The organism is Streptomyces sp. 12E (genome assembly GCF_055633275.1).
Genome location: NZ_JBVNCJ010000001.1, coordinates 4,794,075 through 4,819,428 on the forward strand (window position 1 = coordinate 4,794,075; position 25,354 = coordinate 4,819,428).

General features: G+C 73.2%; 18 protein-coding genes and 1 pseudogene. 10 read left to right on the forward strand and 9 right to left on the reverse strand.

Annotation, left to right across the window (positions count from 1 at the left end; translation table 11 throughout):
- Positions 1 to 879, reverse strand: coding sequence for an alpha/beta fold hydrolase (locus ACZ8ZB_RS22365; RefSeq protein ID WP_470739438.1), 879 nt, complete (start codon positions 877 to 879; stop codon positions 1 to 3).
- A gap of 75 nt (positions 880 to 954) precedes the next feature.
- The gene (locus ACZ8ZB_RS22370) at positions 955 to 3,426 is read right to left on the reverse strand and encodes a DEAD/DEAH box helicase (protein WP_470739439.1); all 2,472 of its coding nucleotides are present in this window, start codon (positions 3,424 to 3,426) and stop codon (positions 955 to 957) included.
- Between the two features lie 479 nt (positions 3,427 to 3,905).
- Between ACZ8ZB_RS22370 and ACZ8ZB_RS22375 the strand changes: the two genes are divergently transcribed.
- A complete protein-coding gene (locus ACZ8ZB_RS22375; RefSeq protein ID WP_470739440.1) occupies positions 3,906 to 4,661 on the forward strand; it encodes a ferritin-like domain-containing protein in 756 nt (251 codons plus the stop codon).
- 140 nt (positions 4,662 to 4,801) lie between these two features.
- On the opposite strand, the gene ACZ8ZB_RS22380 is transcribed toward ACZ8ZB_RS22375, so the two are convergent.
- The 4 genes from ACZ8ZB_RS22380 to ACZ8ZB_RS22395 form a co-directional block, all read right to left on the reverse strand.
- Complete coding sequence (locus ACZ8ZB_RS22380; protein WP_470739441.1) at positions 4,802 to 5,071, reverse strand: hypothetical protein; 270 nt, start codon at positions 5,069 to 5,071, stop codon at positions 4,802 to 4,804.
- A gap of 178 nt (positions 5,072 to 5,249) precedes the next feature.
- Positions 5,250 to 5,477 carry a DUF3107 domain-containing protein gene (locus tag ACZ8ZB_RS22385; protein WP_019522837.1) on the reverse strand — a complete coding sequence of 76 codons (228 nt, stop codon included), beginning with the start codon at positions 5,475 to 5,477 and terminating at the stop codon, positions 5,250 to 5,252.
- 151 nt (positions 5,478 to 5,628) lie between these two features.
- Positions 5,629 to 6,273 carry a TetR/AcrR family transcriptional regulator gene (locus ACZ8ZB_RS22390; protein ID WP_030834589.1) on the reverse strand — a complete coding sequence of 215 codons (645 nt, stop codon included), beginning with the start codon at positions 6,271 to 6,273 and terminating at the stop codon, positions 5,629 to 5,631.
- Positions 6,274 to 6,472: 199 nt separating this feature from the next.
- On the reverse strand, positions 6,473 to 6,700 hold the full coding sequence (locus ACZ8ZB_RS22395; protein WP_470739442.1) for a hypothetical protein: 228 nt from the start codon (positions 6,698 to 6,700) through the stop codon (positions 6,473 to 6,475).
- A gap of 256 nt (positions 6,701 to 6,956) precedes the next feature.
- Between ACZ8ZB_RS22395 and ACZ8ZB_RS22400 the strand changes: the two genes are divergently transcribed.
- From ACZ8ZB_RS22400 to moeZ, 7 genes are all read left to right on the forward strand, one after another.
- Positions 6,957 to 8,012 carry an alpha/beta fold hydrolase gene (locus ACZ8ZB_RS22400; protein ID WP_470739443.1) on the forward strand — a complete coding sequence of 352 codons (1,056 nt, stop codon included), beginning with the start codon at positions 6,957 to 6,959 and terminating at the stop codon, positions 8,010 to 8,012.
- Positions 8,013 to 8,020: 8 nt separating this feature from the next.
- The gene (locus ACZ8ZB_RS22405) at positions 8,021 to 9,502 is read left to right on the forward strand and encodes a DUF3152 domain-containing protein (protein ID WP_470739444.1); all 1,482 of its coding nucleotides are present in this window, start codon (positions 8,021 to 8,023) and stop codon (positions 9,500 to 9,502) included.
- 171 nt (positions 9,503 to 9,673) lie between these two features.
- The gene (locus ACZ8ZB_RS22410; protein ID WP_470739445.1) at positions 9,674 to 11,350 is read left to right on the forward strand and encodes a DUF3492 domain-containing protein; all 1,677 of its coding nucleotides are present in this window, start codon (positions 9,674 to 9,676) and stop codon (positions 11,348 to 11,350) included.
- A complete protein-coding gene (locus ACZ8ZB_RS22415) occupies positions 11,347 to 12,471 on the forward strand; it encodes a hypothetical protein (RefSeq protein ID WP_470739446.1) in 1,125 nt (374 codons plus the stop codon). The genes ACZ8ZB_RS22410 and ACZ8ZB_RS22415 overlap by 4 nt, the downstream gene beginning before the upstream one ends.
- A gap of 357 nt (positions 12,472 to 12,828) precedes the next feature.
- Entirely contained in the window at positions 12,829 to 13,824 is a 996-nt protein-coding gene (locus ACZ8ZB_RS22420; protein ID WP_470739447.1) for an NAD-dependent epimerase/dehydratase family protein, read from the forward strand.
- On the forward strand, positions 13,812 to 14,567 hold the full coding sequence (locus ACZ8ZB_RS22425; RefSeq protein WP_470739448.1) for a spherulation-specific family 4 protein: 756 nt from the start codon (positions 13,812 to 13,814) through the stop codon (positions 14,565 to 14,567). Before ACZ8ZB_RS22420 ends, ACZ8ZB_RS22425 begins: the two co-directional genes overlap by 13 nt.
- 63 nt (positions 14,568 to 14,630) lie before the next feature.
- Positions 14,631 to 15,809 carry an adenylyltransferase/sulfurtransferase MoeZ gene (gene moeZ, locus ACZ8ZB_RS22430; protein WP_470739449.1) on the forward strand — a complete coding sequence of 393 codons (1,179 nt, stop codon included), beginning with the start codon at positions 14,631 to 14,633 and terminating at the stop codon, positions 15,807 to 15,809.
- A 71-nt stretch (positions 15,810 to 15,880) separates the two neighbouring features.
- On the opposite strand, the gene ACZ8ZB_RS22435 is transcribed toward moeZ, so the two are convergent.
- From ACZ8ZB_RS22435 to ACZ8ZB_RS22445, 3 genes and pseudogenes are all read right to left on the reverse strand, one after another.
- Positions 15,881 to 17,389, reverse strand: coding sequence for an alpha/beta hydrolase (locus ACZ8ZB_RS22435; protein WP_470739450.1), 1,509 nt, complete (start codon positions 17,387 to 17,389; stop codon positions 15,881 to 15,883).
- Positions 17,390 to 17,604: 215 nt separating this feature from the next.
- Positions 17,605 to 18,393: pseudogene (locus ACZ8ZB_RS22440) on the reverse strand (alpha/beta fold hydrolase); the annotation flags it as partial.
- A gap of 69 nt (positions 18,394 to 18,462) precedes the next feature.
- A complete protein-coding gene (locus tag ACZ8ZB_RS22445; RefSeq protein WP_470739451.1) occupies positions 18,463 to 21,138 on the reverse strand; it encodes a lysylphosphatidylglycerol synthase transmembrane domain-containing protein in 2,676 nt (891 codons plus the stop codon).
- A gap of 186 nt (positions 21,139 to 21,324) precedes the next feature.
- Here ACZ8ZB_RS22445 and ACZ8ZB_RS22450 point away from each other — a divergent pair, with 186 nt between their 5' ends.
- Both ACZ8ZB_RS22450 and ACZ8ZB_RS22455 read left to right on the forward strand, forming a co-directional pair.
- Entirely contained in the window at positions 21,325 to 21,711 is a 387-nt protein-coding gene (locus ACZ8ZB_RS22450) for an MGMT family protein (protein ID WP_470739452.1), read from the forward strand.
- Between the two features lie 257 nt (positions 21,712 to 21,968).
- The gene (locus ACZ8ZB_RS22455; RefSeq protein WP_470739453.1) at positions 21,969 to 25,277 is read left to right on the forward strand and encodes an ATP-dependent helicase; all 3,309 of its coding nucleotides are present in this window, start codon (positions 21,969 to 21,971) and stop codon (positions 25,275 to 25,277) included.
- The last annotated feature ends 77 nt before the right edge of the window (positions 25,278 to 25,354 follow it).

The window sequence follows — 25,354 nt, forward strand, 5'->3', positions numbered from 1 at the left end:
CTAGGAGATGACCGCGAGCCCGTCCCAGAAGTCGGCGAGGGCGCGGGCGGTCGGTGCGGGCCGGTCCACGGCGGGTGAGTGCTCGGCCCCGTCGACGACGGTGCGGTGCGCCCCGAGGCGGAGGGCCATCGCGTCGAGGTCCGGCACCGGCCAGGTGTCGTCGCGCGCCCCCGACAGGACGTGGCACGGCAGGGGCACGGCGGCCAGTTCGGCGACCCGGTCCGGCTCCGTGCACAACTGCCTGCCCGTGGCCAGTAGTTGCGCGGGTCTGGTGCCCAGCCAGCGGCGCCGCAGGTATTCCTGGCCGCCGGGCCCCCGCGCCGGGCCGCCCACCTCCTCGGGCGGGCCCATGGCCAGGATCGCCTCCCAGCACTCCGCCATCGACATCACCGCGAGCGCGTCCCGCAGCAGCTTCACGCGCTGCTCCTGGGAGACGGAGATGCGCGCGGGGCCGGAGGAGACCAGCGTGAGCGAGCGAAAGGGGGAGTGGTCGAGGAGGACGGCGGCACGGGCGATCTGGCCGCCGAGCGAGTGGCCGACGAGATGCACGGGCGCACCGACCGCGTTCGCCTGTGCGAGGACGTCCCGTGCCAGCTCATCCTGCGTGTAGGCGGACTCGTCGTCCGGGGGCCCGTCCGACTCGTACTGGCCCCGTCCGTCCACGGCGACGGTGCGGTAGCCGCGTGCGGCGAGCGGTTCCTGCACCGGCGCGAAGTCCTCCTTGCTGCCGGTGTATCCGGGCAGCAGCAACGCGGTCCCCCGCGCCGTGACTCCGGCGGCCGGTGACACATCCACGGCGGCGAACTCCCCGCGCGAGGTGCGGAGTCGGCGGGTGGCGCGGGCGCCGGGGGGCGGGACGGAGGGGGAGTGGCTGGTCACGGGGTGAGGGTAACGGGTGCGGACACGCCGACGGCCCGGCCCCACGGGTGGGGACCGGGCCGTCGGTTCGCTGCGTCAGCCCTCCGCGGACTCCGCGGCGGCTGCCGTCTTCCGGGTCCGCCGGGGCTTCGCCTCCGGCTCCGGCTCGGCCACGGCCGCTGTCTTGCGGGTGCGACGGACCTTGGGCTTCGCCTCGTCCGCGGCCTGCGCCGGAATCTCGGCGACCTTGCGGGCGCGCCGCTGCGGCTTGGCCTCGGCGGCTTCCGCGGTGTCGACGGCGGGCTCGGCCTTCTTGGCCGCGGTCTTCCGCGTGCGGCGCGGCTTGGCCTCCACCTCGGCCTCGGCCTCGGGAACCGTCTGCGCCGGAATCCCGGCGACGACGGCCGGCTCCGACTCGGCGGCCTTTCGGGTCCGGCGCCGCGGCTTGGCCTCGGCGGCTTCCGCGGTGTCGGTGTCGGTGGTGGTTTCGGTCTTCTTGGCCGCGGTCTTGCGGGTGCGGCGGGGCTTGGTCTCGGTCGCCTCGGCCGGCTCGGCGTCGCCCTCGACCGTGTCGGTGGTGGTTTCGGTCTTCTTGGCCGCGGTCTTGCGGGTGCGGCGGGGCTTGGTCTCGGTCGCCTCGGCCGGCTCGGCGTCGCCCTCGACCGTGTCGGTGGTGGTTTCGGTCTTCTTGGCCGCGGTCTTGCGGGTGCGGCGGGGCTTGGTCTCGGTCGCCTCGGCCGGCTCGGCGTCGCCCTCGACCGTGTCGGTGGTGGTTTCGGTCTTCTTGGCCGCGGTCTTGCGGGTGCGGCGGGGCTTGGTCTCGGTCGCCTCGGCCGGCTCGGGGGCTGCCTCCGCCGTGTCCACCGCCGCGGTGTCCGCGGTCTTGCGGGTGCGGCGGCGCGGTTCGGTGGCCGGAGCCTCGCGCTCCGTGACGACCGGGGCTTCCGTGACGGCAGGGGCCGCCAGGGGGGCCGTGGTCTCCTCGGCCACCGGAGTGACGGCGGCCGTCGCCGTGTCCGCCGCGCCCCGGCGCGTCCGGCGGCGGCGTGGCTTCGCGGAAGTCTCGACGGCCTCCGCCGCCGTGCCCTGCGCCGTGTCGACGGCGGACTCCGCCGCCTCCGCCGCGGTCGTCGCCCCGGCCGGGGCCCCGCCGCGCGTGCGGCGACGGCGGCGCGGGGTGCGGGCGACCGTGTCGGCCTCCGCCGCGCCGGCGCCCTCGGCGGCCGGACCCACGGGCTGCTGCGCGGCCTCGTCCAGCGTCGCACCGCCACGCGTACGGCGACGGCGGCGCGGCGTACGGGTCGAGGTCTCGCGCTCCACGGAACGGGAGCCGTCGCGCCCGTCCCGGCCACCGCGCCCGCGCGAGCCGCGCCCGCCCGGCTCGCCCAGGTCCTCCAGCTCCTCCGCGTCCAGCCCGGCGCGCGTGCGCTCCGAGCGCGGCAGGACGCCCTTGGTGCCCTCGGGAATGCCGAGGTCCGAGAACAGGTGCGGGGAGGTGGAGTACGTCTCCGGCGGGTCGCCGAAGCCCAGGTCCAGCGCCTTGTTGATCAGCTGCCAGCGCGGGATGTCGTCCCAGTCGACCAGCGTGATCGCCGTACCCTTCGCCCCCGCGCGGCCGGTGCGGCCGATGCGGTGCAGATACGTCTTCTCGTCCTCGGGGGACTGGTAGTTGATGACGTGCGTCACGCCCTCGACGTCGATGCCGCGGGCGGCGACGTCGGTGCAGACGAGCACGTCCACCTTGCCGTTGCGGAACGCGCGCAGCGCCTGCTCACGGGCGCCCTGGCCGAGGTCCCCGTGGACCGCGCCGGAGGCGAAGCCCCGCTGCTTGAGCTGGTCGGCGAGGTCGGCGGCGGTGCGCTTGGTGCGGCAGAAGACCATGGCCAGGCCCCGGCCGTCGGCCTGCAGTATCCGCGCGACCATCTCGGGCTTGTCCATGTTGTGCGCGCGGTAGACGAACTGCGTGGTGTTCGCGACCGTCGCGCCCTCGTCGTCCGGGGACGTGGCGTTGATGTGCGTCGGCTGCGACATGTAACGCCGGGCCAGACCGATCACCGCGCCCGGCATGGTGGCCGAGAACAGCATGGTCTGGCGCCTGGCCGGAAGGAAGTTGATGATCTTCTCGACGTCGGGCAGGAAGCCCAGGTCGAGCATCTCGTCGGCCTCGTCGAGGACGAGGGCCTTCACGTGCTTGAGGTCGAGCTTCTTCTGCCCGGCGAGGTCGAGCAGCCGGCCCGGGGTGCCGACGACCACGTCGACGCCCTTCTTCAGCGCCTCGACCTGCGGCTCGTAGGCCCGGCCGCCGTAGATCGCGGTGACGCGCACGTTGCGCACCTTGCCGGCGGTGAGCAGGTCATTGGTGACCTGCGTGCACAGCTCGCGCGTGGGGACGACGATCAGCGCCTGCGGCGCGTCGGTGAGGTCCTCGGGCTTCGCGCGCCCGGCCTCGACGTCCGCGGGGACGGTGACGCGCTCGAGGAGCGGAAGGCCGAAGCCGAGCGTCTTCCCGGTGCCGGTCTTGGCCTGGCCGATGACGTCCGTGCCCGACAGGGCCACGGGGAGCGTCATCTCCTGGATGGGGAAGGGAGTGATGATGCCGACGGCCTCCAGGGCCTCGGCGGTCTCGGGGAGGATCCCGAGCTCTCGGAACGTCGTAGTCAGGGTGCTGCCTCTTCTGTGTGCGCGGTGCGAGGCGAGCGCGGGGGTCGTGTAGGGACCGTGCCGGGGACGTCGGCCGCCTTACGGGCGATGCCGTAGGACACGGGACCACTGCCGACGCTCGAGCGCTCGTACCGCTGAGGGTCCCCCTCCGGAATCCGCACGCAGTGTGGCGTACGGCAAGGAGGGCTGTCGGGTCGGAGCCGATCGGGCCTCCGACCGGGCATCCTCATACATGCGGCCCGTCGAGTACGTCAGAGTGCTCAGCAGGCGCATTACCACCATACCCCGGATTCGCGCACACGCCATGGCCGTTTTGGTCACGTAGTCGTCGTCACACTGATCGGCCATGACCTTCCGGACGCGGCGAGCGGGCTATTGTGCGCTTCATGACGAGCTCTGACAAGCCTGACAACGCCGCGGAAACCCCCGACACCCCCGCCGGACCCACCGGCGTCGCCGCCATGGACTGGGCGGCCGCCTCCGCCGACCCCCAGTACCGGGCCGCTGTCGTGGACCTGCTCGGCGCGCTCGCGTACGGCGAGCTGGCGGCGTTCGAGCGGCTCGCGGAGGACGCCAAGCTGGCGCCCACGCTGGCGGACAAGGCGGAGCTGGCGAAGATGGCGTCGGCCGAGTTCCACCACTTCGAGCGGCTGCGCGACCGGCTCGCCGGGATCGGCGAGGAGCCGACACTCGCGATGGAGCCGTTCGTCGCCGCGTACGACGGTTTCCACAAGCAGACGGCGCCCTCCGACTGGCTGGAGGGGCTGGTCAAGGCGTACGTCGGCGACTCCATCGCCAGCGACTTCTACCGTGAGGTCGCGGCCCGCCTGGACTCCGACACCCGTGCCCTGGTGCTGGCCGTGCTGGACGACACCGGCCACGGCGGCTTCGCCGTCGAGAAGGTGCGCGCCGCGATCGACGCGGACCCGCGCGTGGGCGGACGGCTCGCCCTGTGGGCGCGGCGGCTGATGGGCGAGGCGCTGTCGCAGTCCCAGCGGGTCGTCGCCGACCGGGACGCGCTGTCGACCATGCTCGTGGGCGGCGTCGCGGACGGGTTCGACCTCGCCGAGGTCGGCAAGATGTTCTCCCGGATCACCGAGGCGCACACCAAGCGCATGGCGGCACTGGGGCTGGCGGCCTGAGGGCGGCCGGGGTCCGCCCGGTGCGCCGTGTCGGGGAGGGCCGACGGCGCCGGGCCGGCGCCTCCTCGGCGTCCGCGGCGTGATCCGCCGGACGGGTGACCGAAAGCCGGTTCACGACCGGCGCCGCCCGCGGCGGCCGGTCACGCGGTCGCCGACCGGCGGCGCAGTCTTCCCGCCGGACGCAGCAGCAGGGACAGGGACGCCACGGACACGATCACCGCGCCGAACAGGATCGTCAGCAGGTTGCCGGCGTCCAGCGCGGTGTTCATCAGGAAGGCGCCGAAGAGTGCCCCGGCCACACCGGTCGGCAGGACCAGGGCGCGGGCGGGAAGCCGGTGCGACAGGCGGTGGGCGGCCGCCCACGCCAGAGCCAGGCCGAGGATCGCGGAGCTGAGCGCTTCCAAGAGCATGTCGGGGTCCCTCCCACATGGCCGGCCTGCTCACATCGGTTGTAGCCCGTCTTACCCCTGACCTGCGAAATTCAATCCTCTCTGTGAAGGAACCGTGCACCGTCCGTGAAAAACATGAGGGGCCCGGCGGTCTTGAACCGCCGGGCCCCTCACACGACCACTCGACTGCCGGTCGCGCCTACAGCGCGCCGAAGCCCACCTTGCGCGGGGCCGGCTCGCCGATCTCGACGTAGGCGAGACGGTCGGCCGGGACCAGGATCTTGCGGCCGTGCTCGTCCACGAGGCTCAGCAGCTGCGACTTCCCGGCCAGCGCCTCGGCCACCACGCGCTCGACCTCCTCGGCGCTCTGACCGCTCTCCAGAACGATCTCGCGGGGCGCGTGCTGCACGCCGATCTTGACCTCCACGGCTATGTCCCTCCGACGGTCAGTGAAGTGCGCGACTTTCCGCGCCGTACCAGCACACATTAGCCCGGTGAGGGGGCGTACACGCTGCGCCCGGCAACGCCAGGAGCGAACAGCCGACGGGAACAAACGCCGCCGGGACCCGGCCGTCTCCTCAGTGGTGCTGCTCGTTGCCGTGCAGGGGGAATCCCGCGATGCCCCGCCAGGCCAGCGAGGCCAGCAGCTGCACCGCCTGGTCGCGCGGCACGCTGCGGTCGCTGTGCAGCCAGGACCGCGCCACCACCTGGGCGAGACCGCCGAGCCCCGAGGCGAGCAGCATCGACTCCGCCCGCGACAGCCCGGTGTCCTCGGCGATCACGTCGCAGATCGCCTCCGCGCACTCGTTGGTCACCTTGTCGACGCGCTCGCGCACGGCGGGCTCGTTCGTCAGGTCCGACTCGAAGACCAGGCGGAACGCGCCGCCGTCGTCCTCGACGTAGGCGAAGTAGGCGTCCATGGTCGCCCGCACGCGCTGCTTGTTGTCCGAGGTCGACGCCAGCGCGTGGCGCACCGACTGGATCAGAGCCTCGCAGTGCTGGTCCAGCAGGGCGAGGTACAGATCGAGCTTGCCCGGGAAGTGCTGGTAGAGCACCGGCTTGCTGACGCCCGCACGCTCGGCGATGTCGTCCATCGCGGCCGCGTGGTAGCCCTGCGCGACGAAGACTTCCTGAGCGGCGCCCAGCAACTGGTTCCGTCGGGCACGGCGTGGCAGGCGTGTACCCCTCGGGCGTACCGCGTCTGTCTGCTCGATGGCTGTCACGCCGCCTCCCATTGTCGTCCACGTGCGGTGTGAGCCGCGCCGTCATCGTACTTTTCGGTAACCGTGGTGTGCGCGGTGAGGGCGCAGAATTTCACGGGCCGGACGGCGGTGAAAGCCGTACGGACGGTTTCAAAAGCTGTCAGAGCGGGCAAGAAGTTTCCTCCTCGCGGCTCGGTGACGGCCTTCGCCGGCGCGCTCGTCACCGGTAGTCGTCCTCGTCGAGCGCGACGATCCGGGCCTGCTCCACCAGGTCCGCCTCGTTGGCGCGGTCGGGATCGACGGCGGTCAGCGGGTCGTCGCGGTCCGGCCTCACCTCCGCCTGCTGTTCGGCCGCGTCGACCTCGGGCGCCTCGACGCCGAACTCCTCGCCCTCGCGGGCGTCCTCGTCCTCGATGAACGTCTCGGGGTCGGTCGGATCTACGGCCATGCCGGGCTCCCTTCCTGCGAACGTCTGCTGCTTCCCCCTGAAGACCACAGGGGCGATATGCGGGTGCCCTGCCTTCGAGCCTAGGAGACACCCGATTCGTACGCCATGCGATCCGCGACCGGGACGTGACAGGGAGCGCACGGCGGGGCCCTTCCCCGGTGGCGGCCCGGGGCGCGCCCCCGGCGGCCCGCCCCTCGAGGCGGCCTGTGACGGCGAACACACGAACCGCCGCGTGATCGTCTCGTAACATTGCCGCATGTCTTCGACCGAGCTGCCGTCCGTGTCGCCCGCAACCGTGCTTCCCAAGGTGGCGGCGGTCAGGATCGCCGAGGGCGAGCGGCTCGGCTCGGTGGAGCTGCCCGGGGTCACACTGTCGGTGCGGTCGCGGCCGCCCGCGCGCAAGGGACTGCCGTCCGCCCTCTACATCCATGGGCTCGGCGGCTCCTCGCTCAACTGGTCGGCACTCATGCCGCTGCTGGACGACGTCGTCGACAGCGAGGCCGTCGACCTGCCGGGCTTCGGCGACTCCCCGCCCCCGGACGACGGCGACTACTCCGTCACCGCGCACGCACGCGCGGTGATCCGTTATCTCGACGCGACCGGCCGCGGCCCGGTGCACCTCTTCGGCAACTCGCTCGGCGGCGCGGTCGCGACCCGTGTCGCCGCCGTACGCCCCGATCTCGTCCGCACCCTCACGCTCGTGTCACCGGCCCTGCCGGAACTGCGGGTGCAGCGCACCGCCGTCCCCACGGGACTGCTGGCGGTGCCCGGGGTCGTGCCGCTGTTCACCCGGATCACCCGCGAGTGGACAGCGGAACAGCGCGTCCGGGGCGTGATGCAGCTCTGCTACGGCGACCCCGCGCGGGTGTCGCCGGAAGGGTTCCGCAACGCCGTGCGGGAGATGGAGCGGCGGATGCGGCTGCCGTACTTCTGGGACGCGACGGCGCGCTCCGCGCGGGGGATCGTCAGCGCCTACCTGCTGGGCGGCCAGCAGGGACTGTGGCGCCAGGCCGAGCGGGTGCTCGCGCCGACCCTGCTCGTCTACGGCGGCCGGGACCGGCTCGTCGGCTTCCGCATGGCCCAGCGGTCGGCTCGCGCCTTCCGGAACCGCCGGCTGGTGACCATCCCGGACGCGGGGCACGTCGCGATGATGGAGTACCCCGAGACGGTGGCCCTCGCCTTCCGCGAACTCCTCGCGGATACAACGGATTCGGCGGATCGGGGGGATACTGGTGAGCCGGGCGCGCAGGGCGCTCCGGGTCCACCCGCCGGCACCGGTGCGGGGACCACCGCCGAGAACATGAGGGGCTGAGGCGCGACGTGGGACGCCACAGCCGGCGTGGACCCGCCCAAAAGGGCGACAGCGCGGACAGGAGCGCCGTACGGGACGACCGTCCGGCGCCGGGCGGTTCGTCCGGGACCGGGCAGACGGGCAGACCGCCGGCGTCCGGCCCGCGCCGGACGCCCGCGCCCCCGCCGCAGCAGGGGTCCGCGGGGGGACCCCAGGGGTACGGGACTCCTCCGGAGTACGGAACGGCGGGACACGGGACACCGGCCGGCGGAGCGCCGCGCCTCCCGGGCGGAACGCCGACGCACGGCGTACCGCGCCTGCCGGACGGTTGGCTTCCCGACGGAACGCCCGCGCACGGGGTTCCCCGGCTGCCCGACGGGACTCCCGCCCATGACGTTCCCCGGACCCGCGGCGGGCATCCCGAGCAGCGGGAACCCGGGGGCGGCTGGGGGGCGTTGGACGGTCGCACGGCGGCCGGAGCCGGCACGCCCCTGCCGCGACAGCGGCGGACGCCTCCCGCAGGACCGCGCCAGGACTACCTCGACGCCTTCGGCGAGAACACCGACCTCTTCTCCCCGCCCGCCTCCGCCTCCCGCCCACCGGACCCCGCGGAACCCTGTGCGGCCGTCACCGACTGGAGCGCCGCCCCGGTCACCGGCGTCCCCGCCGACGACGTGCCGCCGACCGGAAAGCCCACGGCGGCCAGAGGCGGCAAGGGGCTGACGTTCGCCGGGATCGCGGCCGCCGCCGTCACGACCGTGCTGGCCGTCGTCGTGGCCGGGCAGGTCGCCGACGGACGCGACGCCGTCGGCGTACAGGCGCAGGCCGCCGGTGAGCAGGCGCGCGACGTCCGGGACCCCGCGTCACGCGGGGACGGGCGGGAGACGCCCTCCGTGCCCAGTGCCGAACCGCTGACGTACGAGCAGAAGATGGAGAAGAAGTACCCGCTGAGCGCCGCGCGCGGGGGCACGGGGAGGTTCACCGCGATCCCCGGCATCGACAGGGCTCCGGGCAAGGGACAGAAGTTCACCTACCGCGTGGACGTGGAGCAGGGGCTCGGCCTGGACGGCGAACTCTTCGCCGAGGCGGTCCAGAAGACGCTCAACGACGACCGCAGCTGGGCGCACAACGGCGCGCGCACCTTCGAGCGCATCCACTCGGGCGAGGTCGATTTCGTGATCACCCTCGCCGGTCCGGACACGACCGCCGACTGGTGCGCCAAGTCCGGCCTGGACACCACCGTGGACAACGTCTCCTGCGACTCGGCGGCCACCGAGCGCGTGATGATCAACGCGGACCGCTGGGCGCAGGGAGCGGACACCTACGGCGACGAGATCCACGCCTACCGCCAGATGCTGATCAACCACGAGATCGGTCACCGGCTGGGCTTCAACCACGTCACCTGTGACAAGGACGGAGACCTGGCCCCGGTCATGCAGCAGCAGACCAAGTTCCTCGACCACGACGGAATCAGCTGCCGCCCTAACGCATGGCCGTACCCGAAGAGCTGAGCGCCTAGCGCGGAAAACGCGCCCCACGCGGGAAAGTTACGCCTGTTCACCCCTTTTGGTGGCGTGATGGACAACCGTCCATCACACCACCTCCTCGTCCGCATACGTTCGTCCCGCTGCGAGCCGCCGGACCAACGACGGCTCCCCAGACGGGAGATCGGGGGTGCACACGTGCGCATCGGACTGCTTACGGAGGGTGGTTATCCGTATGTGGGCGGTGAGGGCGGGCTCTGGTGCGACCGCTTGGTGCGCGGGCTCGACCGGCACGAGTTCGACGTCTACGCGTTCAGTACGGGCGAAGCCCAGGAGGACGCGGGCTGGGTCCCGCTGCCGCCCCAGGTCCGCCGGGTCCGCACCGCACCGCTGTGGGCGGCCGAGGACGACGGTGTGGTGTACGGCCGCCGCGCGCGCCGGCGCTTCTCGGAGCACTACGGCGAACTGGCCGCCGCCCTCTGCGCCGCGACGGACCCCGCCCTCCCCGACCCGCGGTCCGTGCCACCCGAGGCGGACCGTTTCGCCACCGCTCTCCGGGGCCTCGCCGAACTCGCCCGCGACGAAGGCGGTCTGGTGGCCGCGCTCCGCTCCGAGACGGCCGTACGCGCCCTGGAGCGCGCCTGTCGCGCGCCCGGTGCCCTGCGCACGGCGCGTGAGGCCCGCGTACCCGATCTGCTGGCCGTCGCCGCCCATCTGGAGCGCGCCCTGCGCCCCCTCTCGCTCGACTGGTACGAGGAGGACGGGCTGGGCGCTGTGGACCTGTGCCACGCCGCCGCCGGCGGGGTGACGGCCCTTCCCGGCCTGCTCGCCCACCACTTCTTCGACATCCCCTTCCTCGTCACCGAGTACGGCGTACGCCTGCGGACGCACTACCTCACCCGCCCGGACGCCTCACCCGCGGTCCGTTCCCTGCTCGCCGCCTTCCACGGCAAGCTCGCCGCCGAGACCTACCGCCTGGCCGCGTTCATCACACCGGGCAACACGCACGCCCGCCGCTGGCAGGAGCGCTGCGGCGCCGACCGGGCGAAGCTCCGCACGGTGTACCCCGGCATGGACGCCGCGCCCTTCGCCGAGGCGGGGGAGTCCCCGGAGAGCGCGGACCCGCACACCCTCGTCTGGGTCGGGCGCGTGGAGCCCGCCAAGGACCTGGTCTCGCTGCTGCACGCCTTCACGGAGATCCGCAAGGAGGAACCGAAGGCCCGGCTGCGGATCATCGGCGGTCCGTCGGGCCCTGAGGGCGCCGCCTACCTCGGCCACTGCGAGGCACTGGCCGCGCACCTCTTCCCGGACGAGGCCGAGGGCCCGCACTCCGCGGGCGCCGATCCGGTGTCCTTCGAGGAGATCGGCGGCCCGGGCCTGGCCACCCCCGCCGACGCGTACGCCTCGGGCGCCGTGGTCGTTCTCTCCAGCGTCGTCGAGGGCTTCCCGGCCGGCCTCGTCGAGGCGATGCTCTGCGGGCGCGCGACGGTCTCCACGGACGTCGGCGCGGTCGTGGAGGCCATCGGCGGCACCGGTCTCGTCGTGCCGCCGCGCAATCCGCGGGCGTTCGCCGAGGCGTGCGTCTCCCTGCTGCGCGACCCCGAGCGCCGCGTACGCCTCGGTGCCGCCGCGCGTGCCCGCGCACTCGAGTTGTTCACCGTCGACCAGAACATCTCGGCCTTCCACGGCATCTACCTGGAGATCGTCGCGCACACACCGGTCCGCCGTCTCCTCCTGGACGACACCGGCGACCCCCTGCCCTTCGCCGCTCCCGCGGAATCCCACGTCCCCGGCCACTGGACCGACCCCGCCTCCCGCGCCGTCCCCACGTGGGCCATGGACACCCCGGTAACCGCGACGGAGACGACCCGATGACCGACCTCGGCGAACTGGACCGCAGCACCCCGCCCGGCGCGGCCGACCCGGTCAAGGCACTGCTGCACCGCCACCGCGACCTGTGCGAACAGGCGGTGGACCCGCTGGAGATCGCGGCGGGCCTGGAGGCCCACGGCATCACCGACCGAACCGCCGCACGCTTCCGCCACCGCGACGTCTTCTCCCTCGCGGAGGAGCTCTACGCCAGGGTCCCCCGCCACGACGCGTCACCTCGGCCCGCCCCGGCCACCGGGAGTCCGAGGGCACGCGGCGGCTGGACCGTCCTCACGCTCCTCCCCGGCGTCCTGTGCGTGGCGACGGTGATCGCCCTGCGCCTCACCCACGGCCAGACCCGCCTCTACGCGGCGGCCACCGGCGTCCTGGCCGTCACCCTCGCCCTGCGCGCGGCACTGCGCCGGGGCCCGCTGAGCGCCCGGACCGACATCCCGCCCCGCTCCGCCACGGCGACCTGGAACTGCTGGCTCCTCGGCTACGCCCTCCTGGGCGACGGCCTGCTCGGTACGGCGGTCACCGGCGGCCCCGACGGTCTGCCCGACGGCACGGCGGAAGGGGACTGGCCGCTCACCGTCGCCCCGGTCGTGGCGCTCGCCCTGGCGTGCGCGCCCGCCGCCTGGGCGGCCCACTTCTTCGCCGCCCGTGTCCGACGCAGGCTGGCGTCGAGCCGTGGTCTGGAGGACTTCTCGGCTTCCGTACGGCCCGTGCTCATCGGTGTGTCCATCCTGTTCCTGGGTGTGGTGGCCGGTCTGCTCACGGCGACGTCCGCGCTCCTCGACGAACCCTCCGCCCTGCCCTCGACGCTCGCCCTGGGCGGCCTTCTCTTCCTGGCCCGCCTCCTCACGATCCACGGCTTCGCCCACGCACCGAGGGTGATCCTCACGCTCACGGCCATCGCCCAGGCGACGGCCCTGGCGACGCTCTTCGCCGCCCGCCTTCCCGGCTGTGACGCCCTGGCCACGCCGGTCCAGACCCTGACCGCGACCTGGAGCCCCGCCGCACTCCCCACCCTCACCTGCGGGGCGGCGGCGCTGATCCTCCTGATCCACGCCTCCCGCAAACTCGTCCGAGCCTCGGCGCACATCCGGCCGGAGCCACCACGGTGACGACGCGAGCGCCGGCACCCGCCGGCAGTCCTCCCCACGGTCCACGGACGCCCGTGCCCCCAGGGCGGCACGGGTGGGCGCTGGGGGTATCCCCTCTGGGGGGAGGCGCCCCGCGACGCCGGGCCGCGCACCCCACCCCGGCCCACATCCACGCGGGGCGCCCGGCGAACGCCGGGAAGCGCTGATGCGCCTCCGCCCCGCACCAGCACCGGGTCGCGCAGCCCGCGACCGGGGCATCGGCGGGCCGCAGTCGCCGGCATTCCCGCCCCATCCACTGACATCAGGCGCTTGCGCCACCCCATCCCCACCCGAAGGAGAACCCCGCATGACCACCCCGGACGCCGAAGGAGCCGCCCGATGAGAGTCCTCCTGATCGGAGCCAACGGTTACCTCGGCCGCTTCGTGGCCGACCGCCTCCTCGCCGACCCCGCCGTCCAGCTCACCGCCCTCGGCCGCGGCGACGACGCCGACGTCCGCTTCGACCTCGCCACCGGCAGCCCCGGCGCCCTCACCCGCTTCCTCGACGCCGTCCACCCCGGCGTGGTCGTCAACTGCGCCGGCACCACGAGAGGCGGCGCCCGCGAACTCACCCGGCACAACACCGTCGCCGTGGCCACCGTCTGCGAGGCCCTCCGCCGCAGCGGCTGCGGCGCGCGGCTCGTACAGATCGGCTGCGGCTCGGAGTACGGCCCCAGCCAGCCCGGCTCGTCCACGGCGGAGGACGCCGTCCCCCGCCCCGGCGGCCCCTACGGCGTCAGCAAACTCGCCGCCACCGAGCTGGTCCTCGGCTCCGGCCTGGACGCCGTGGTCCTCCGGGTCTTCTCACCCGTCGGCCCCGGCACCCCTGCCGGCTCCCCCCTCGGCCGTCTCGCCGAGGCGATGCGCCGCGCCATGCAGTCCGGCGACAGCGAACTGAAGCTCGGTGGTCTCGGCGCACAGCGGGACTTCGTCGACGTCCGCGACGTGGCCCGCGCCGTCCACGCCGCCTCCCTCTCCGCCGCGCAGGGCGTCATCAACATCGGCTCGGGCCGCGCCGTCCGCCTCCGGGACGCCGCCGGCATCCTCGCCAGGGTGGCCGGCTACGGCGGCGCCCTCAACGAACTGGACACCCCCCCGGGCCTGCACCCCCCACACGCGCCCCACCCGACGCCTTCCGCCCGCACCTCGATCGGCCACCCCCGCCCCGACCCCGACCACCACACCGCCCCCGTCGCCTTCCCGTACCCCGACGGCTGCGGCAACTGGCAGCAGGCCGACGTCCGCACCGCCCGCGACCGTCTCGGCTGGCGCCCCCGGATCAACCTCGAGGAGTCCCTCGCCGACATCTGGATGGAGGCGGCATGCCGTATCTGACCAGCGTCAAAACCGGTACGGCGAGCACCGGCGTCCACACCGGCCTCGGTGTTCCCGGCCTCGCGCACCCCCTCGTCGCCCCGGCCGAGTGGAGCGAACTCACTCGTCCGGGCACCCCTCTCCACTGGGTCGTCCTCGACGTGGCCGACGGCCCCGGAACCCGACCCGACCCGCGCTGTCTGGAGGCGGCCGGCCGCCTCCGCAACGCCGGTGTCCGCGTCCTCGGCCGCCTCGACACGGCGTACGGCCTCCGTACGTTCGGCGAGCTGGTCTCGGACGCCCGCCGCTTCGCCGACTGGTACCAGGTCGACGGCTTCCTGCTGGACCGCTGTCCCGCCGACCGAGCAGCGTTCCCCGAGGCCCGGCGCACGATCGCCACGCTCCGGGCGCTCCATGACGCCCACATCGTCCTCGGCCACGGCACCTACCCGTACCCGGGATACGCCGAGCACGCCGACCAGCTGGTCACCTTCTCCGGCCCGTGGAGCGACTACCGCTGGTCGCAGGCGGCGGAGTGGACCACCGACCACCCGCCCGAACGCTTCTGCCACTTCGTGCACGGAGTGCCCCGCCCGCACTTGGACGAGGCCCTGCGCATCGCCCGCTGGCAGGGTGCCGCGACGGTCTACTTCACGGACCACACCCACCGCACGGGCCACCGCGCCCGCACCGCCCCCTGGGAGCCCCTGCCCGGCTACTGGGACGCCATCGTCTCGCGTGTCGGAACGGGTGTCTCGGAATGAAAAAGGCCATGGCACTGTTAAGCGAAGAACAACCGTAGTGATTGACCGACCAACGGAGTCCCCGTGTCGCTGCCACCCCTGGTCGAGCCGGCCCCCGAGCTCACCGTAGACGAGGTCCGCAGGTACTCCCGCCACCTGATCATCCCCGACGTGGGCATGGACGGGCAGAAGCGGCTGAAGAACGCCAAGGTGCTCTTTGTGGGCGCTGGTGGCCTGGGCTCGCCGGGGCTGATGTACATGGCCGCGGCGGGCGTGGGCACGCTCGGCATCGTGGAGTTCGACGAGGTCGACGAGTCGAACCTGCAGCGCCAGATCATCCACAGCCAGTCCGACATCGGTCGCCCCAAGGCCGAGTCCGCGCGTGACACGATCAAGGGCATCAACCCGTACGTGAACGTGGTCCTGCACGAGGAGCGGCTCGAGGCCGACAACGTGATGGACCTGTTCAGCCAGTACGACCTGATCGTCGACGGCACGGACAACTTCGCGACCCGCTACCTGGTGAACGACGCCTGCGTGCTGCTGAACAAGCCGTACGTGTGGGGCTCGATCTACCGTTTCGACGGCCAGGCGTCGGTCTTCTGGTCCGAGCACGGCCCCTGCTACCGCTGCCTCTACCCGGAGCCCCCGCCCCCCGGCATGGTCCCCTCCTGCGCCGAGGGCGGCGTCCTGGGCGTGCTGTGCGCGTCCATCGGCTCCATCCAGGCCAACGAGGCGATCAAACTGCTCGCCGGCATCGGTGAGCCGCTGGTCGGCCGGCTCATGATCTACGACGCCCTGGAGATGCAGTACCGCCAGGTCAAGGTCCGCAAGGACCCCGACTGCGCGATCTGCGGCGACAACCCGACCGTCACCGAGCTCATCGACTACGAGGCCTTCTGCGGCGTCGTGTCCGAGGAGGCCCAGGCGGCGGCCGCCGACTCCACGATCACTCCCAAGCAGCTCAAGGAGTGGATCGACGACGGCGAGAGCATCGAGCTCATCGACGTCCGTGAGCCGAACGAGTTCGAGATCGTGTCCATCCCGGGCGCCCGTCTGATCCCCAAGAACGAGTTCCTCATGGGCAACGCCCTGGAGAGCCTGCCGCAGGACAAGAAGATCGTCTTGAATTGCAAGACGGGTGTCCGCAGTGCGGAAGTCCTCGCCGTTCTGAAGTCCGCGGGCTTCGCCGACGCCGTCCACGTGGGCGGCGGCGTGATCGGCTGGGTCAACCAGATCGAGCCGGACAAGCCGGTCTACTGACCGGCCCCGGCACGAACACGAGCCGACGCGGGGGCTCCGGGCACCACGAGTGCGCGGAGCCCCCGCTCTCGTCAGGAGCAGGTCTTGCCGTCCTCGGGCACCGTGCCGTTCAGCAGGTAAGCGTCCACCGTGGAGTCGACACAGTCGCTCCCGCTGCCGTACGCGCCATGGCCCTCGCCCTTCCAGGTGAGCACCACACCGACACCCTCGCCCAGCTCGTCCGCCATCTTCCGGGCGCCTTCGTACGGCGTGGCCGGGTCGCCGGTGTTGCCCACGACCAGGATCGGTGCCGCGCCCGGCGCGCTTACTTCCGGGGTGTCGAACTGGCCGGGCACCGGCCAGTCGTGGCACCAGCCGGCCGTGTCCCAGCCGAGGAAGGACCCGAACACGGGCGAGATCTCCTCGAACTCGGGCAGCAGCTTCTTCGTCTCCTCCGCAGTCGGCCGCTGCTTGTCGTCCAGGCACGATATGACCCGCTGGGAGTGGGTCGTCGTGCCGTAGTGCCCCGATTCCTGGCGCTCGTTGTAGCCGTCGGCCAGCGCCAGCAGCTCCGTGCCGTCGCCCTCCTCGGCCGCCTCCAGCGCGCTGGTCAGCACCGGCCAGCTGGTCTTGCTGTACAGCGGCAGGACGATGCCGGTCAGTGCCAGCGTCTGCGTCAGCTCGCGCCCGGACGACGACGTCGGCAGCGGGTCGGAGTCGATCCGCTCCAGCAGCTCCGCGATCTCCCGCGAACCCTGCTCGGGGTCCCGCCCGGTGGACTTCAGGTAGTTGTCGAGGGCCGTCTGGAAACCCCGGGTCTGGTTCTTGGCGTGGCCCACGGTGTCGGCGCTCGGGTCGACCACCGCGTCGAGCGTCATCCGCCCCACCTTCTCCGGGAAGAGATGGGCGTAGACACCGCCCAGCTCGGTGCCGTAGGAGATGCCGAAGTAGTTCAGCCGGTCGTCGCCGAGGGCCTGCCGGATGCGGTCCATGTCGCGAGCGGTGTCGGTGGTGGAGACGTGAGCCATCAGCTCCCCGGCGGCTTCCTGGCAGCCCTGGCCGAAGTCGGCGGCGTCCTGGAGGAACGTCCGTTCCTCGGCCGGTGTGTCCGGGGTGCCGTCCACCGACGACTCGGCGGCCTGGATGCTCTTGTCGTCGCGGCAGCGGATGCCCTCGCTGGCGGCGACCCCGCGCGGATCCCAGCTCACCAGGTCGTACCGCTCGCGCAGCTCGGAGGCCGTGGCGGCGTAGGACGGCATCATCGACACGCCGGATCCGCCCGGCCCGCCGAAGTTGAACAGCAGTGAGCCCAGGCGGTCGCCGCCCGTGGCCTTGGCCCGGATCAGGGCGAGCCCGATCGTGGAGCCGTCCGGCTTCGACCAGTCCAACGGGACCCGGAGGGTGGCGCACTGCCACTCCTCGCCCGGTGTGGGATCGTCCCCGGAGGCCTTGCAGCGCCCCCAGTCGAGCGCCGTCCCGCCGCTCTTGCCGTCATCGCCGGAGCCGTCGGCGCCGGAGCCGTCGTCCGACGAGCCGCTGCAGCCGGCCGTCAGCAGCGCGGCGGCGACCGTCAGGGCCGTCCACCGTGTGAAACGGGTCATGTGTTGTCCCCCCTCGCTGGCCGTCCGCATGTGCCGCGGACGGCGGTCGAGCCATGGTAGGCAGATCCGCCGTCCGCCGGGGCAGCCTGTGGATAACGCTCTGAGCTGCTGTTTCAGACAGAACCGCAGGCCCGCTCACGAGCAGACGGTCCCGGCCGCAGGCACCTTTCCGTCCAGGAGACAGGCGTGCACCACGTCCTGCACGCACGTGTTCCCGCTGTTGCGAGCGGACTCTGCTCCGCGGTTTTCGTGGGGTCGACGACCGCGTCGGACACCGCGCGCCCCACCTTCTCCGGGACCAGGTGGGCGTGGACGCCGCCGAGTTCGGTGCCGTAGGAGATGCCGAGGCAGCGCAGTGTGCCGTCGCCGAGGACCTGGCGCATCAGGTCCAGGTCACGGGCGGCCTCCGTGGTGCGCACACGGGGCAGCATCCGCCCGGAGTTCTTCTCGCGGGCCGCGTCGAACTCCTCGGTGTCGTCCATGAGTTCCCTGCGCTCGGCGTCGTCGTCGGGTGCGGCGTCCTGCTGGAGGTACGCGTCGAGCCGCCGGTCGTCCAGGCAGACGACGGGTGCGCTGCGGCCGGCCCCGCGGGGATCGAAGCTCACCAGGTCGTAGCGGGTGCGCAGGATCGCCCGGCTCTCGCCGAACCCGGGCAGTGCGGTGACGCCCGAGCCGCCCGGACCACCGGAGTCGAAGATCAGGGAGCCGAAGCGTTCGCCCGTCGGGCCGCTCGACCTGGCGCGGACCAGGACGAGGTCGATGGTCTCGCTCCCGGGGCCGTCCCAGTCCAGCGGCGCCTTCACGGTGGCGCAACTCCACTCGCCCCGGCCGCCGGGAAGGGGCGACGGGGCGGAGCCCCCGCCCCGCGCCTCGGACGGAGCCGGGCAGTCCTCCCGGTCGAGCCGCTGTTCCGTCAGGTCCTCGCCCCCGTCCTCACCGCAGCCCGCCAGCAGGAGGGCACGGACGGCCAGGGCGGCGGCACTCGGACGGAAGGGGCGGGGCACGGTCCCGTCCTGCGGTCGCCCGGAGCGGGACGCACGGGGCACGGGCCGTACGAGGTAAGGGGCCCTCGCTCACAAGGCGGCCTTGCGGGTGAGGTGGTTGAAGGCCAGCCAGCCCGGCAGCACCGGCAGCCAGAGCGTCAGCAGCCGGAAGAGCAGTACCGCCGGCGCGGCGACCTCCTTGGGCAGCCCGACGGCGATGAGACCCACCGTCAGGGTCGCCTCGACCGCGCCCACACCGCCCGGCGTCGGGGCCGCCGACCCCAGCGCGTTGCCCGCGAGGAAGACGACGGCGACGCTGGCGATGCTGACGGACGTCGTCTCGTCGCCGAACGCCCGGATCGAGGCGTCCAGGCACATCACGAAGCAGGCCGTCAGCAGCAGCATGCCGCCGATGCCGGTGACCAGCTTCTGCGGCCGTTGCAGCACATCGAGCATGCGCGGCACGACACCCGCGAAGAGCGACCGCACGCGCGTGACGACGAACTTCCGCAGGAACGGCACCGAGGTCACCACGAGCACCAGCACCGCCACCGTCAACAGCCCCCCGATGACCGTGCGGGACGGCGAGAGGGAGGGCGTCTTCTCGGTACCGGTCAGATAGCCGAACGCCAGCAGCATCAGGATGTGGCAGCCGAGCCCGAAGAGCTGCGACGCGCCGACGCTCGCCACCGCGAGACCGGGCCGCACCCCCGCGCGCTGGAGGAACCGGGTGTTCAGGGCGACCCCGCCCACCGCGGCCGGGGCGACGATCTTCACGAACGACCCGGCGACCTGTGCCGCCACGGTCCGCAGGAACGGCACCCGTTCGGGCACGAACCCGAGCAGGGCCATGGCCGCCGCGACGTAACTGGCCGCCGAGAACAGCACCGCCGCGGCCACCCAGCCCCACTCCGCGTTGGAGACCAGCGGGCCGAACTCGATGTGGGTGAGCTGCGTCAGGAGGAAGTACGCGCCGATCGCACCGGCGATGAGACTGATCAGGGTCCGCGGCCGGACCCGCTCCAGGCGAGCCGGTTCCACCGGGGCCTGCGGCCTGATCCGCAGCACCTCGTGCCGGATCTGGGTGAGCAGGTCCTCCTCGCGCGCCTCCTCCAGGGCTTCGTCGATGGCCCGCTTCTCGGCCCGCTGCTCCGCGCGTACGGCCTTCTTGCCGGGCTTGTCGAGGACGACGTGATCGGTGTCGTGCTCCGCGCGGGCCGGCCTGGACTGCCGGTAGGCCTCCAGGACCGCCTCACGTTCGCGTTCCGCCCGCTCCCGGGCCAGTTTGCGCAGGGTCCCGCGCGTGGAGCGGCTCAGCGCGATGGGCTGGAGCATCGGCAGACAGTCCGCCACGGTGTCGGGGCCGAGGACGCTCAGTGCGGAGGCCACCGCGCGTTCGGCGCCCACCCTGAGCCCCAGCGTCACCAGCAGTTGGGAGGCGTCCATGCGCAGCAGCAGATCGCCGGCCGCGATCTCACCGCCGCGCAGGTCGGTGAGGATCACCGTGCCGGAACGGTCCACGAGGATGGCGTCGCCCACCAGCCGGCGGTGCGCGATGCGGCGGGACTGCAGGGCCTGTACCTGGTGCCAGGTGTCGCGCAGCAGTTCGTCGGTGATCTCCTCGTCCGGCAGCGAGTCGAGGGTGCGCCCGCCGCTGTGCTCGTAGACGAGCATCACCGCGTCGGGGCCGAGTTCGGAGGTCGCGATCAGCTTGGGCGCGTTGGCGCCGGCCGCGATGGCCGCGTAGGCCAGCAGCGCCTCCTGCTCCAGCGCCTGGCGCAGCGACTGCAGGCTGCTGCGGGTGGCGAAGCCGCGCAGGGCCAGATTGCGCCACGCGCGGTAGAAGAACCCCTGCGCCTGCTGTTCGCGGTCGACCACCGTGACGTCCAGCGGCGGACCGTCCTCCAGGGTGACGAAGTACCGGCGCCCCCGGTCCCCGGCCTCGGAGGCGTCGCCGGACTCCACCCGGGACGCGGTCACGGGGCGGAAGCCGACGGTCCGCAGGCCTGCCATCAGGGTGCGGCCGGTGGGGCGCACATTGGGCGAACCGACCGCGTAGAGGGTGCCGTAGGCGACGGTCCAGCCGATCAGGACCGTCAGGATGATCGAGAACGGTGTCGTGTACCCGGTGACGAGCATCGAGAAGGCGTCGAGGAGCAGCACGACCCACAGCACCGCGCGCCACCGGGGTCTGCGGGACATCCCGACGGCCGTCATGTACGCGATCACCGGGGCGAGATAGCCGTGCACCGGGTCGGTCAGGGCGTGGATGTCGCCGGGGGAGGGCTGGGTGAGCGCCTCCTGGATCGAGTCCGGAGCGGCACGCGCGACCCACAGGTCGGTGGCGAGGGTCACACCGTGCGCGAGGACGGCGGCGAGCACGCCGTCGGCGATCCGCAGTCCGTCCCGTTTGATCAGCCGCTCGATGGCGAAGGCCACCGGCACCAGGAGGATCGCGATGCTGGAGGCCAGGCCCGCGATCTTGATGAGCAGGTCGGGCGCCTGTCCGGTGCCCTTGTTGATGTCCTGTTCCAGGCCCGAGGTGGTGCCGTGGGCGAACGCGGCGATCGCCAGCAGCACCACGACGGCGAGCACGCCCGCCAGGAGCCGCATGAGGTCGGACGGGCGGTGCACCCGCGCGGGGAGCAGGGGTTCGTCGCCCTCCACCTCGTCGATGTGCGCCGTCTCGGGGTCCGCGGTGTCCGGGCGCGACGAGTCGTCAGGGGTGCTCTCCGTGTCCTCGGGGTGCGCGCCCTGCTGCTTCATCGTCTCTTCTCGGTCTTGTATCACCAGTCACCGCCCGCACGATGGTGGCATGCCGTACCGGCACAAGGGGGCATCAGGGTCCGAACGCGGGGCGGCACAGTCTGCCCGAAGCGCCGCTGCGGGGCGAGCCGTGCGCACGCGCGCGATCGCGTCACGTTGTCGGTGGGGTGGGGCAGGATGGGTCGGATGAGTCAGGAGAGCCTTCCGTCCGACGGCGGTCCCGAGCATCCGGACGCCCTGCCCGAGTACGCCGAGCGGGTCCTCGAGGCGGCCGAGCTGATCCCGCCGGGACGTGTCATGACGTACGGGGACGTGGCCGAGTGGCTGGGGGAGGGCGGTCCTCGGCAGGTGGGGCGCGTGATGGCCCTGTACGGGGGAGCGGTGCCGTGGTGGCGCGTCGTCCGCGCGGACGGAGTGCTGCTGCCGGGCCGCGAACTGAGAGCCCTCGGCCACTACCGCGCGGAGGGCACGCCCCTGAAGGAGGCGGGTCGGGCCGCGGAGGGCCATGTGTCGCGCCTCGACATGAGGCGTGCGCGGTGGGACGGCGGTGGGCACACCGAAGGTCACACCTGACAGCTTCCGCCCTCCCGCACGCCACCGTGTGGCCTCTGTCCCCTCGGGGTGAGGCGGAGCACATTCGTGGCATGACGTACGTTCGTGAGGCAAGGGACATGTGCGGCCGGAGTGCCCGGAGGGAAGGAGCGGAAAGCCTGCTTCCGCACTTTTCACCGGCGTAGCGTCGGCTGCGCGCGCCCCCTTCATCTCGCGCCCACCGCCTCGCACGCGCGGCGAACGGCCCCACAGCACACCCACCAGGACCGGCGAACCACGTGAGCTCCTCTTCCTCCACCAACGGCCTGTCGCACCCCCAGGTGCGGCGGGGGAACCGTGGCGCTTATCGACTGGTGCGTACCCCGCCGGCCCGCGGGAATCCCCCTCGACTGGACGCCGCACAGCGCTCCGTGGTTGAGCACCAGACCGGTCCACTGCTCGTTCTCGCAGGCCCGGGCACGGGGAAGACCACCACCCTGGTCGAGTCCGTGGCCGCGCGGATCGCCCGTGACGGGGATCCCGAGCGCATCCTGGTGCTGACGTTCAGCCGCAAGGCGGCCGTCGAGCTGCGCGACCGCATGGCGCTGCGCATCGGGGCCGCGCGCGCCCCGCAGGCGACCACCTTCCACTCGTTCTGCTACGCGCTGATCCGCGCCCACCAGGACAGTGACCTCTTCGTGGAGCCGCTGCGGCTGCTGTCGGGTCCCGAGCAGGACGTCACCGTCCGCGAACTGCTCGCCGGCCAGGTGGACCTGGAGCGGCTCGGGCTCGCCCATGTGCGCTGGCCGGACGAGCTGCGCGCCTGCCTGACCACCCGCGGTTTCGCCGACGAGGTCCGCGCGGTGCTCGCCCGCAGCCGCGAGCTGGGCCTCGGCCCCGAGGCCCTGGACGCCTTCGCCCGCCGCATCGGTCGTCCCGACTGGCGGGCCGCCTCCGCCTTCCTCGCCGAGTACCTCGACGTCCTCGACCTGCAGGGCGTCCTCGACTACGCCGAACTGGTCCACCGCGCGGTGCTCCTCGCCGGCCGCCCGGAGATCGCCGGGCAACTGGCCGCGCGGTACGACGCCGTCTACGTCGACGAGTACCAGGACACCGACCCCGCCCAGGTGCGCCTGCTGCACGCCCTGGCCCGCGGAGGCACCCTCGTCGCCTTCGGCGACCCCGACCAGTCGATCTACGCCTTCCGGGGCGCGGACGTGGGCGGCATCCTGGAGTTCCCCCACGCCTTCCCCCGGGCGGACGGCCGCCCGGCCCCGGTCGAGGTGCTGCGCACCTCCCGGCGCTCCGGCGCCGCCCTGCTGGAGGCCACCCGACGGGTGACCCGGCGCATGCCGCTGCCCCGCCTGCCCGCCGAGAAGGCCCGCGCCCACCGGGAGCTGACCGCGGACCGGGACGGCGGCCGGGTCGAGGTGTACACCTACCCGACGTCCCGCACGGAACTGGACAACATCGCCGACATCCTGCGCCGGGCGCACCTGGAGGACGGCGTTCCCTGGAACGACATGGCCGTCCTGGTCCGGGCCGGAGCCCGCACCCTCCCCAGCGCCCGCCGCGCGCTCACCTCGGCGGGCGTCCCCGTGGACGTCGACGGCGACGACCTGCCCCTGCGCCACGAACCGGCGGTGGCCCCGCTGCTGACGGCCCTGCGCGCGGTGGCGAGGGCGGAGGCGGGTGACGGGGAGGACACCGGGGCCGGCGCCGAAGCGGAACCGTGCTGGCTCGACACCGAAACCGCCCTCACCCTGCTCACCTCCCCCCTCGCCGGGATGGACGCCGCCGACCTGCGCCGTCTGGGCCGGGCCCTGCGCGAGGAGGAGCGGACCGCGGGCAATCCGCTGCCGCCGCCCTCGGACGAGCTGCTCACGCGTGCGCTGGCCGAACCGGAGCGGCTCGCCGTGCACGACCCCGCCTACGCGCGGGGCGCCCAGCGCCTCGGCGGCCTGCTGCGCCGGGTCCGCGAGCGCCTGGCCGGCGGCGGTACGGCCGAGGAGGCCCTGTGGGACCTGTGGGACGGCACACCGTGGCCGGGACGTCTGGAGCGCTCCGCCCGGCGCGGCGGCGCGGCCGGCCGCAACGCCGACCGGGACCTCGACGCCGTGTGCGCGCTGTTCGCGACCGCCGCCCGCGCGGAGGAGCGCACCGGCGGCCGGGGCGCCCTGAACTTCCTGGAGGAGATCGAGGCCGAGGACATCGCCGCCGACACCCTCACGCGGCGCGCCGCCCGGCCCGACGCCGTGCGCCTGATGACCGCGCACCGCTCGAAGGGCCTGGAGTGGCGCCTGGTCGTCGTGGCCGGCGTCCAGGAGGGCCTGTGGCCGGACCTGCGCCGCCGCGGTTCCCTGCTGGAGGCCGACCGCATCGGCCGCGACGGACTCGCCGAACCGCTCACTCCCGGCGCGCTGCTCGCCGAGGAGCGCCGCCTGTTCTACGTCGCCGCCACGCGCGCGCGTGAACGGCTCGTCGTCACGGCCGTGAAGGCGCCCGCCGACGACGGCGACCAGCCCTCCCGCTTCCTGACCGAACTGGGCGTCGAGCCCAAGGACGTCACCGGGCGCCCGCGCCGCCCCCTGTCCGTCGCCGCGCTCGTCGCCGAGCTGCGCGCCACGACGGTCGACCCCCGGGTCTCCGACACCCTCCGGGAAGCCGCCGCCCAGCGGCTGGCCCGGCTCGCCGCGCTCGCCGACGAGGACGGCCGCCCGCTGGTGCCGTCCGCGCACCCCTACCGCTGGTGGGGCATGTTCGAGCCCACGGAGAGCAAGGTGCCGCTGCGCAGTCGCGACCAGCCCGTCGTGCTCTCCGGCAGCGCCCTCGACCAGCTCGCCAACACCTGCGCCCTGCAGTGGTTCCTGGGCCGTGAGGTGAAGGCCGACGCACCCGCGACCGCCGCCCAGGGCTTCGGCAACGTGGTGCACGTCCTCGCCGACGAGGTGGCCTCCGGGCACACCCCCGCCGACCTCGAGGTCCTCATGGAGCGCCTCGACTCGGTGTGGAACGCGCTCGCCTTCGACGCGCCGTGGAAGTCGGCCCAGGAGAAGGAGAACGCGCGCGTGGCGCTCGAACGCTTCCTCGAGTGGCACGTCATGGACCGCGCCGGACGCACCCCGGTGGCCAGCGAGCACGACTTCGACGTCACCCTCGAGGCGGGCGACTACGAGGTCCGCATCCGCGGTCAGATGGACCGCGTCGAGACCGACGGCGAGGGCCGCGCGTACGTCGTCGACTTCAAGACCGGCAAACAGGCGCCCAGCGCCAAGGAGGTGGAGCGCCACCCCCAGCTCGCCGTCTACCAGCTCGCCGTCGGGGAGGGCGCCGTCGACGACCTCTTCGGCGGAACGCGTCCCGAACCGGGCGGTGCCGAGCTCGTCCAGCTGCGCCAGGGGGCCGCCAAGCGGGACGGCGGCGAGACCCTGCCCAAGGTGCAGGCCCAGGAGCCGCCGGAGGGACAGTGGATCGGCGACCTGCTGGCCACGGCCGCCGGGAAGGTCCTCGACGAACGGTTCGGACCGACCGCGGGCCAGCACTGCGCCCACTGCGCGTTCCGGGCCTCGTGCAGCGCCCGGCCCGAGGGCCGGCACGTGGTCGAGTGACCGGCGTGACGCATCGCACCACCCGCGCCGACCTGCGGTTCTCCACCACCGGTGGGCTCTGACGTCCTCCGCTGTCA